Source organism: Pantoea sp. Ap-967, from assembly GCF_011752565.1.
Classification (GTDB): domain Bacteria; phylum Pseudomonadota; class Gammaproteobacteria; order Pseudomonadales; family Pseudomonadaceae; genus Aquipseudomonas.
The window spans coordinates 1-8,927 of sequence record NZ_VWXK01000051.1; the positions used below are offsets into that span (position 1 = coordinate 1).

Consider the following 8,927-nt stretch of genomic DNA (forward strand, 5'->3'; position numbering starts at 1 on the left):
TGGGTGTGTAAGCGCTGTGAGGCGTTGAGCTAACCAATACTAATTGCCCGTGAGGCTTGACCATATAACACCCAAGCAATTTGCGCATGAAAGCCAAATTGTGGTGGTGAAGACGAAAGAACCGAAAATTCGCAACATCACAAATTCACATATCCGAATTCGCTAAGCGTGTCCAACAGGACATTCTGGCAACAGAATTTCTTGACGACCATAGAGCATTGGAACCACCTGATCCCATCCCGAACTCAGCAGTGAAACGATGCATCGCCGATGGTAGTGTGGGGTTTCCCCATGTGAGAGTAGGTCATCGTCAAGATTCATTTCGCAAAACCCCTATCTGCGCGAGCAGGTAGGGGTTTTGTCTTTAAGTAGGAACTACAGAGATTCGCAGGCACGTCCAAGCGACGGGCCAGCACACAGAATTTCTTGACGACCATAGAGCATTGGAACCACCTGATCCCATCCCGAACTCAGCAGTGAAACGATGCATCGCCGATGGTAGTGTGGGGTTTCCCCATGTGAGAGTAGGTCATCGTCAAGATTCATTTCGCAAAACCCCTATCTGCGTGAGCAGGTAGGGGTTTTGTCTTTTCTGGGCACTGGCGCCGCGCTGGCGCCGCGAGCGGCGCATCGCGAGCTTTGCTCGCTCCTACAGGGCCTGGGCAGAACGTTAGAACTGGTAGCTGACCGTAGCGCTGACGTTGCGCTCTTCACCCATGTAGCAGTAGTTCAAGCTGGCACATGAAGTGACGTAGGTTTCATTGGTGAGGTTGTTGGCATTCAGGCGCACATCCACGCCCTTGAGCCCCACCTTGCCCAGGTCGTAACCGATCGATGCATCGAACAGGGTATAGGCGGGCACCTTCATGCTGTTCTCCGCATCCACCCAGCTGTAGCCCACATACCGCACCCCGCCACCCAGGCGCAGGCCGTCGAGTAGCCCTTGGCGAACGTTATAGTCTGCCCACAGCGAGAACATCTGCTTGGGTGCCTGGGTAGGTGAATTGCCCTTGTTGTCCACGCCGCTCGACACCAGGCTGGGCATCGCCTTCGAATACTCGATATCGGTGAAGGTATAGCCACCCAGCAGCTTGAGGTTATCGGTGACCTGTACATGGGCTTCCAGCTCCAGGCCCTGGGAGCGGACTTCACCTACCGGCCGGTAGAAATCCTCGTTTGGCTGTTTGGATGCCAGGTTCTCTTGCTCGATACGGAACAGCGACGCCGTGAACAGGTTGTCGCTCCCCGGTGGCTGGTACTTGATGCCAGCCTCCCACTGGGTTCCTTCAGTCGGTGCCAGCGGGCGTCCCTGCTGGTCGGACACGGTATTGGGGTTGAACGACTCCGAATAACTGACATAGGGCGCCAGGCCGTTCTCGAACAGGTACAGCACCCCCGCACGGGTGGTGAACTTCGAACGCGCATCGTTAACCTTGATGTTGCTGTCGCGGTCCTGCTGGGAAACCTTCACCCAGTCCTGGCGCAGCCCCAGCGAAAAACGCCACTGGTCCAACTCGACCAGATCCTGCAGGTACACGCCCGTCTGCTGCAAACGGCGCTGGTAGCGGTTTTCGCCCAGTACCTGAAGGTTACCCTGGCCATACTGCGGATTCGCCGTATCCAGTGGCCCTACGCTGCCGTAGCGCCATTCCACGTCAGCCTTGCGGCGTTGGTAGTCGCTACCCAGCAACAGCGTGTGCTTGGCAGCACCGGTGAAGAATTCGGCCTGCAGCATGTTGTCGATGATGTACGAATGCAGCCGCTCGTCACCGCCGGTATAAGCGCGATTGAGGAGGTTGCGATCGCTCTGCGCCCACCCCGCCGAGTAGACCTGGTCCATCGACACATCGGAGTCCTGGTAGCGGAAGTTCTGCCGCGCGGTGAAGACGTCGTTGAAGCGGTGCTCGAACTGGTAACTGAATGACTGCTGGGTGCGCTCGTAGTTGTCGATACCCGGCTCGCCTTCGAAGAAGTGGTCGGACAGGCGTTGGCCATTGCGCAGATGCAGCATGCCGTCAGCGGGGTTGCCGCCGTGGTAGCCACCGTTGGGGTCCTTCTGCAGGTAGGCTTGCAAGGTCAGCGAGGTGTCTTCAGTGAAATCGATACTGATGGCCGGCGCGATGGCGTAGCGTTCTTCCTTGCTGTGGTCGAACTGGGTGTCAGAAGCATCCGCAAGGCCAGTCAGCCGGTAGGCAATGCGCTTGTCGTCGTCCAGTGGGCCACTGAGGTCGAAGCCCATGCCGCGCTGGCCCTGGGTGCCTACGGTGGCCTGCACCTGGTGATAGGCCTCGAACAACGGTTTCTTGGTGGTCAGCGCCACCAGCCCGCCGGGCGAACTGCGCCCATAAAGCACCGAGGAAGGCCCCTTGAGGATATCGATACGCTCGATGAAATACGGGTCGACCTGCATGGTGCTGTAGGTGCCGTTGTCGCCCATCGACTTCAGGCCATCGACGTAGATGTTGTCGACCGAGCCGTCGTTGAAGCCTCGCATCGCCACATAGTCGTAGCGGTGGGTTGCGCCGTAGGAGTTAGTCAGCACACCGGGTGTATAGCGCATGGCCTGGGCGACGGTCTGCGAGCCCTGGTCATCGATCTGCTGGCGGGTCACCACCGACACCGATTGCGAAGTTTCCACCAACGGCATGCTGGTCTTGGTCGCTACCTGGCTGTGGGTGGCGTTATAGCCCTCCATGCTGCCCAGGGCATTGCCCAGGGTGAAGCTGCGCACGTTGGTGTCTGGCAGCGACAGCGCTGCCTCCTCTGGGCGGGGGCGTAGCACGTAGCGGCTGCCGTCCTGGCTGACGGCTTCCAGCCCGGTGCCGTTGAGCAACTGGCGCAGCGCATGGTCGGTCGAGAATTGCCCCTGCAGCCCCTCGGACTGCAACGTACCGGTCAGTTGCGGCGTGCTCGACAAGGTAATGCCTGCCTGGCGGGCAAACTGGTTGAGCACTTCGCTCAAGGGGCCGGGGGCGATGCTGTAGGCCTGGCTGGTTTGGCTGGGCTGCGCCGCCTGGGCCAGCAGTGGCGCGCTGGCCAACCCCAGGGCCGTGCCGAACAAGGCACCCCGCACGGCTCTGGCAAGCAAGGCGCGCTGCTGGGCAGGTCGGAAATCATCGTGGAGAAAAGCAGGTAAAGCGCTGGGCATGTGAACGTCCGTCGAGTCGTGAAGGGCAGAAGGCATTGCTTACTGTCCTAGCCGGGCGCCAGGCCAAAACCCGCCAGAAAAAAACGCCGCGCCCATGGCCGCTAGGCTGCACGTTCCAGGCGTATCCACCAGCGCGTGCGTTGGCGCAGGCGCACGGGCAGCGTCTGCGGTAGCAATTGGAGCAGCTGCTCGGGGTCTTCCAGGCGAAACACCCCCGACAAGCGCAGGTCGGCGATGTCATCGCTGCACCCCAGGTAGCCATGACGGTAGCGGCTGACCTGGGCGAGGAAGTCAGTCAGGCGCATGTCGCGGGTGACGATCAGCCCCTCGCTCCAGGCCATGGCGTCCATGTCCAGCTGCTCCAGGCGCTGTGCGCCGTTGGCATCGATCCGCCAGTGCTGGCCGCTTTCGAGCCACTGCAGGCTGCCCTGCCCAGGCGTGTGGAGTGCGACCTTGCCCTGGCCAACGCTGACCTGGGTGCAGGTATCGTCCTGGCGTACCGTGAAGCGGCCTTCGAAGCCCTCCAGCAGCGCGTCTCGCGTTTGCACCGAAAGCGGCTGGCTACCCTCGCAGGTCAGCATCATTTCGCCGTGCTTGAGGCGCAGCAGGCGTTGCTGTGGGGTGAATGCCAGGTCCACCGCGCTGCGCGTATTCAATTGCAGCAGCGAGCCATCGGGCAGGCGGGTGGTCAGCCGCTCGCCGGTTGCGGTGGCGTAGTCCGAAGCCCAGCCGGCGACTGGCTCAAGGTCCTTGCCCAACCACGCGGCCGAACCCACCAGGGCCACGCCGCCGAGCAGCTTGAGTGCCTGGCGCCGCTGCAGGCGGCGCTGGCTGGCCTCCAGTGTCTGCAAGGCCACGCCAGCGCCGGGGAGGGCACGCAGGTCAAGTTCCTGGTGCAGGTGCATCACCCGCTGCCAGGCCAGCTCATGCTCCGGCTTGGCCAGCCGCCATTGTTCGCACTGGCGGGACAGCTGTGGGTCGTTGCCGCTTTCGCGTAGCCTGAGTACCCACTGAATGGCCAGCTTGACCGCTTTGGCAGACGGCGCCACGTCAACGCTCGTCTTCGTAGCGCAGCAGGTAGCAGTGGTACAGGGCATCAGCCACGTAGCGTTCGACCGAACGCAGCGAAATACCCATCTGCTCGGCAATGGCCTTGTGGCTCAAACCGTCGCACTGGGCCAGCAGAAACGCTTGGCGGACCTTGGGCTTGAGGCCATCGAGCAGGCGCGCCAGGCGTTCGAGCAGTTCCAGCAGCAGCTCGCGGCTTTCCACCGATGGCACCAAGGCTTCTGGCACGTGCGCCAAGGCTTCGAGGTAGGCCCGGTGCAGTTCTTCACGCCGCCAATGGTCGATCACCAGGCCACGGGCGACGGTGCGCAGGAAGGCCCGTGGCGTGTTCAGCTGCAACTGCTCCTGGCGTTGCAACAGGCGCATGAAGGTGTCCTGGGCCAGGTCGGCGGCATCGGAGGCGTTGCCCAGCTTGCCGCGCAGCCAGGCCTTCAGCCAGCTGTGGTGGTCGCTGTAGAGCGTGTGCAAGGAATGATCGGGGGGCATGACGCGCAGCCGGCATGAATGATAATTAGTCTCATTGTTTGCCGGGGCAGGGGCGTTTGGCAACACCCCTGTTCAGGCCTTAGCGGGCAGCCTGGCTGTCCAGGTACTGGCGAATCACCCGCGCGCCATTGTTCAGGTGTTGTTCCAGCACCTGCACCGCATCGTCCACCCGCTTTTCGCTGGCGGCATCGACCAGGGCGTTGTGGTCGTCCTGGGTCAGCTTGCCCAGCCCCATGGACGAGAGGTGAAAGCGCAGGAAGCGCTCTTCCTCGTTCAGCTCGTTCTCGATCAGGCGCAACAGCTTCTGGTTGTGCGCCTTGCTGTACAGGGCCATGTGCAGCAGGCGGTTGAGCCGACCGATTTCGGCATGCCGGGTTTCGTTCTCCAGCTGCTGGATGTAGCCGCGGGCGCGGGCGATGTCGTCGGCGTCGAGCAGCGGGATCGACTGGCGCAGCGCTTCGGTTTCAAGCAGCACGCGCAGGCCATAGGTGTCGACGGCGTCCTCGCCGATCAATGGCGCCACGACAGCACCCTTGTGCATTTCCACTCGCAGCAACGCTTGCGCCTCAAGCTGGCGCAGGGCTTCACGCACGGGCATGCGGCTGACCCCGTACAAGGTTGCAAGCTCCTGCTGGCGCACCGCAGTGCCAGGCGGCAGGCGGCCATCGAGAATGGCACTGCGCAGGCGCTCCTCGATCACGCCACGGGCCAGGTGTGCCGGCAGCGCTTCGCTGGCCAACACGTTACTCAGTTTGATTTTCTCGGCCAAGCGGGGTCTGCCTCGGGATTGGATCCAACGACACTAATAATGGGCATGGGGCCTTGTCAAACCCACGCCCGCACTGGGGCGAGCGCAGCAAGGCGAGCAACATGGTGGAGCAAGTCGCCTGGCAAAGGAAGCGCTACTGCCTAGGGCCTAAGACGAAAGTTATAACGAGCCGACCGCCGGTGGAATGATTGCAGGATGCCATTGTTTTTTGCCCCGCGAGGCCGCACCATCGCTGCTTCCGGATGACCTGAACAGGGCTTCGCAGTGGCGATCACCTGGCTGCTTAAAACCACCGCGCGACGTGTCGGCCTTGCCGTGCTGCTGGGTGGGCTGCTGCTGGGTGGCTTGCACGCCGACTGGGACTTTTCCGAGATCAGCCGCAAGTCCCAGGCCCTGTATGGCCCGCTGGGCGCCGGCAAGGGCCGTATCGATGCCTGGCAGAACCTGATGGCTACCCAGAGCCAAGGCAGCGAGCTGCAGCGCTTGCAGGTGGTCAACCAATTCTTCAACCACCAGATGCGCTATGTCGAGGACATCGACTTGTGGCATGAGGTTGACTACTGGGCCACGCCGATTCAGTCGCTGATCAAGGGCGCCGGCGACTGCGAAGACTACGCGATCGCCAAGTATTTCAGCCTTCGGCGCATGGGCATCCCCAGCGAAAAACTGCGCATCACCTACGTCAAGGCGCTGCGCCAGAACCGCGCGCACATGGTCTTGACCTATTATTCAAGCCCGCAGGCGCAGCCACTGGTGCTCGACAGCCTGATGGACGCGATCAAGCCGGCCAGCCAGCGGACCGACCTGCTGCCGGTGTACGCCTTCAATGGCGAAGGCCTGTGGCTGACCGGCGCTGCAGGCAACAAGAAAGTCGGCGACACCAAGCGCCTGTCCCGTTGGCAGGATGTGCTGAAAAAAATGCAGGCCGAAGGGTTCCCGGCCGAACCGGTTTACTGAAGGAGCACAGATGTCACTGTTCAAACAATTGCTGTTGGCTATTTGCCTGTTCCTGGTGGTCGCATTCAGCGGCAGCTTCATGGTCAGCCTGGAAAGCTCGCGCAGCCAGTACGTCAACCAGTTGCGCTCGCACGCCCAGGACGCGGCCACCGCGTTGGCGCTGTCGCTGACGCCGAACATCGACGACCCGGCCATGGTCGAGCTGATGGTCAGCTCGATCTTCGACAGTGGCTACTACGCGAGCATCAAGGTGGTCGACCTGAGTTCCGACGCGCTGATGGTCGAGCGCCACGCCGAGCCGGACCCGGGTGGCGTGCCGGGTTGGTTCATCCGCCTGATTGGCCTGGAGGCGGCCGGTGGCGACGCCATCGTCAGCCGCGGTTGGCAGCAGGCGGCGCGGGTCGAGGTGGTCAGCCACCCCATGTTCGCCATCGCCAAGCTGTGGCAAAGCGCCCTGGGCAGCCTCGGTTGGTTGCTGTTGTGCGGCGCGGCCAGCGCGGCGCTGGGCGCATTGTTGTTGCGGCGCCAGCTGCGCCCGCTGGACTACATGGTTGAACAATCCCACGCCATTGCCCGGCGTGAATTCCTCAGCCTGCCGGAGCTGCCGCGCACGCCGGAGCTGCGCCGGGTGGTGCAGGCCATGAACCAGATGGTGGAAAAGCTCAAGGCGCTGTTTACCGAGCAGGCCGAGCGCAGCGAGCGGCTGCGCGCCGAGTCGTACCAGGACAGCCTCACCGGCTTGTCCAACCGGCGCTATTTCGAGATGCAGCTCAACGCCCGGGTCAGCAACCTGGAAGAAGCGCGCTCCGGTTACCTGCTGCTGCTGCGCGTGCAGGGCCTGGCCGGGCTCAACGCCCGCCTGGGTGGCCAGCGTACCGACCAGTTGCTGCAGGCGGTGGGCGAGCAGTTGCGCCGCGCCTGTGCTCATTACCCGGAAACCAACGACCTGATTTCCCGCAGCCGCGGCGGCGAGTTCGCCGTGCTGGCGCCGGGCATGGTGCATGACGAAGCCATCCAGCTCGCCCATGCCCTGGACACCACCTTGCAAAGCCTGCACGAAACCGGTGCCAGCGACGTCCAGCCCGTGGCCTGTATCGGCCTTGCGCCTTATCACCCCGGTGATGAACCCCAGGCCCTGCTCAAGCTGGCCGACGAGGCGCTGGCGCGTGCCGAGAACCAGCCGACGCCGGCGTGGGTGTGCCTTGAGCAAGGCGTGGCCGCCGTGGCCGGGGATGGCCAGCATGCCTGGCATACCCGGCTGGACGAGGCGTTCGTCAACGGCCAGTTCGAGCTGTTCTTCCAGCCCGTGGTCAATGCCAAGGACACCCAGCAAGTGCTGCACCACAAGGTGATTTCGCGCCTGCTCGACGAGCAGGGCCAGGCGCTGCCGGCAGGGCGCTTCCTGCCTTGGCTTGAGCGCTTTGGCTGGATGTCGCGGCTGGACATGCTGGTGCTGGAAAAGGTGCTGGCGCACTTGCGCGGCCACCAGCAGGTGCTGGCGCTGAACCTGTCGGCGGCCACCCTGGCCGACCCCAAGGCGCTGCAACGGGTGTATGAGTTGCTGGGGCAGAATACGGCGCTGGGCCAGCGGCTGATCATCGAGATCGGCGAGGAGCAGTTGCCCGAACAGGCCGCGCTGGAAAAACTCACCCGGCGCCTGCACGACCTGGGCTTTGGCCTGGCGTTGCAGCGCTTCGGTGGGCGTTTCAGCATGATCGGCAACCTGGCACACCTGGGCCTGGCCTACCTGAAGATCGATGGCAGCTACATCCGCAACATCGACGAGGAACAGCACAAGCGTCTGTTCATCGAGGCGATCCAGCGCGCCGCCCACAGCATCGACTTGCCGCTGATTGCCGAGCGGGTCGAAACCGAGGGCGAGCGGCGGGTGCTGGTGGAAATGGGCGTGGGTGGCATCCAGGGCCAATTGGTCGGCGAACCAGCGCCCTGGCGCTGATAGCGGCACCCGCACCGCAATCCCTTGTTGTAGGAGCGGGCTTGCCCCGCGAACACCGGCGCAGCCGGTGCCATGCCCGCTCAGGCCCCATCGCGAGCTACGCTCGCTCCTACCGGGCGGGGCGGGGGCGGGTAGCGCACCCGCTCAGATCAGTCCCCCTTCCCCCTCTTCCTCGATGAGGTTGTTCAAGCTCCCCAGCGCCTTGCGTGCGCTGGAGCGGTTGAGCAGCTTGGCCTGGGCCCCTGCAGGCAGGTCGGTGATGCTGAATACACCCTTGGCCGTCAGCACCTCGATCAAGTCCTCCAGCACGCGGATCATGTCCAGGTCGCTCTGCTTGAGCTGCTTGAGGCTGTTTTCCACCACATCGTCGGCAAACCACTCCTGGATCTCGGCGTGGTCGGCCGGCAAAACCTCCGTGTGCTCGGCGTAGGGCACAGCTTCAACCCGCTCAAGCTGCCCCTCCTGGTCGCGTTGCACGTAGAACAATGCATCCATCCTCTTCACCCCGGTTCCTTGATGGTGGGTTCTGGCGCAGCATAGGC

The 8,927-nt window shown here is 63.1% G+C and carries 7 protein-coding genes and 2 rRNA genes; 4 read left to right on the forward strand and 5 right to left on the reverse strand.

Features of this window, described 5'->3' with window-relative positions; translation table 11 throughout:
- The first annotated feature begins 200 nt into the window (after positions 1-200).
- Together rrf (F3J45_RS28765) and rrf (F3J45_RS28770) are read left to right on the forward strand one after the other, a co-directional pair.
- Positions 201-316: ribosomal RNA gene (rrf, locus tag F3J45_RS28765) — 5S ribosomal RNA — on the forward strand.
- 109 nt (positions 317-425) lie between these two features.
- Positions 426-541 (forward strand): 5S ribosomal RNA (gene rrf, locus F3J45_RS28770).
- 129 nt (positions 542-670) lie between these two features.
- On the opposite strand, the gene F3J45_RS28775 is transcribed toward rrf (F3J45_RS28770), so the two are convergent.
- The 4 genes from F3J45_RS28775 to F3J45_RS28790 form a co-directional block, all read right to left on the reverse strand.
- Positions 671-3,088 carry a TonB-dependent siderophore receptor gene (locus F3J45_RS28775; protein ID WP_167070742.1) on the reverse strand — a complete coding sequence of 806 codons (2,418 nt, stop codon included), beginning with the start codon at positions 3,086-3,088 and terminating at the stop codon, positions 671-673.
- Positions 3,089-3,249: 161 nt separating this feature from the next.
- Positions 3,250-4,197, reverse strand: coding sequence for a FecR domain-containing protein (locus tag F3J45_RS28780; protein ID WP_370526502.1), 948 nt, complete (start codon positions 4,195-4,197; stop codon positions 3,250-3,252).
- 1 nt (position 4,198) lies between these two features.
- Positions 4,199-4,702 (reverse strand): sigma-70 family RNA polymerase sigma factor, encoded by a 504-nt coding sequence (locus tag F3J45_RS28785; RefSeq protein ID WP_167070744.1) that lies wholly within the window; start codon positions 4,700-4,702, stop codon positions 4,199-4,201.
- 79 nt (positions 4,703-4,781) lie between these two features.
- Positions 4,782-5,471, reverse strand: a complete 690-nt coding sequence (locus F3J45_RS28790; protein WP_167070745.1) for a GntR family transcriptional regulator — start codon at positions 5,469-5,471, stop codon at positions 4,782-4,784.
- Positions 5,472-5,741: 270 nt separating this feature from the next.
- Here F3J45_RS28790 and lapG point away from each other — a divergent pair, with 270 nt between their 5' ends.
- Together lapG and lapD are read left to right on the forward strand one after the other, a co-directional pair.
- On the forward strand, positions 5,742-6,428 hold the full coding sequence (gene lapG, locus F3J45_RS28795; protein WP_370526504.1) for a cysteine protease LapG: 687 nt from the start codon (positions 5,742-5,744) through the stop codon (positions 6,426-6,428).
- A gap of 10 nt (positions 6,429-6,438) precedes the next feature.
- Positions 6,439-8,385 (forward strand): cyclic di-GMP receptor LapD, encoded by a 1,947-nt coding sequence (gene lapD, locus F3J45_RS28800; RefSeq protein ID WP_167070747.1) that lies wholly within the window; start codon positions 6,439-6,441, stop codon positions 8,383-8,385.
- A gap of 144 nt (positions 8,386-8,529) precedes the next feature.
- Here lapD and F3J45_RS28805 read toward each other — a convergent pair whose 3' ends face one another.
- Complete coding sequence (locus tag F3J45_RS28805) at positions 8,530-8,871, reverse strand: tryptophan synthase subunit beta (RefSeq protein WP_167070748.1); 342 nt, start codon at positions 8,869-8,871, stop codon at positions 8,530-8,532.
- Positions 8,872-8,927 lie beyond the last annotated feature (56 nt).

What these genes read in the sequence shown, in the direction of transcription:
- F3J45_RS28785 (WP_167070744.1), bottom strand. Translation starts at nt 4,702, where the DNA reads ATGCCCCCCGATCATTCCTTGCACACGCTCTACAGCGACCACCACAGC.
- lapD (WP_167070747.1), top strand. Translation starts at nt 6,439, where the DNA reads ATGTCACTGTTCAAACAATTGCTGTTGGCTATTTGCCTGTTCCTGGTG.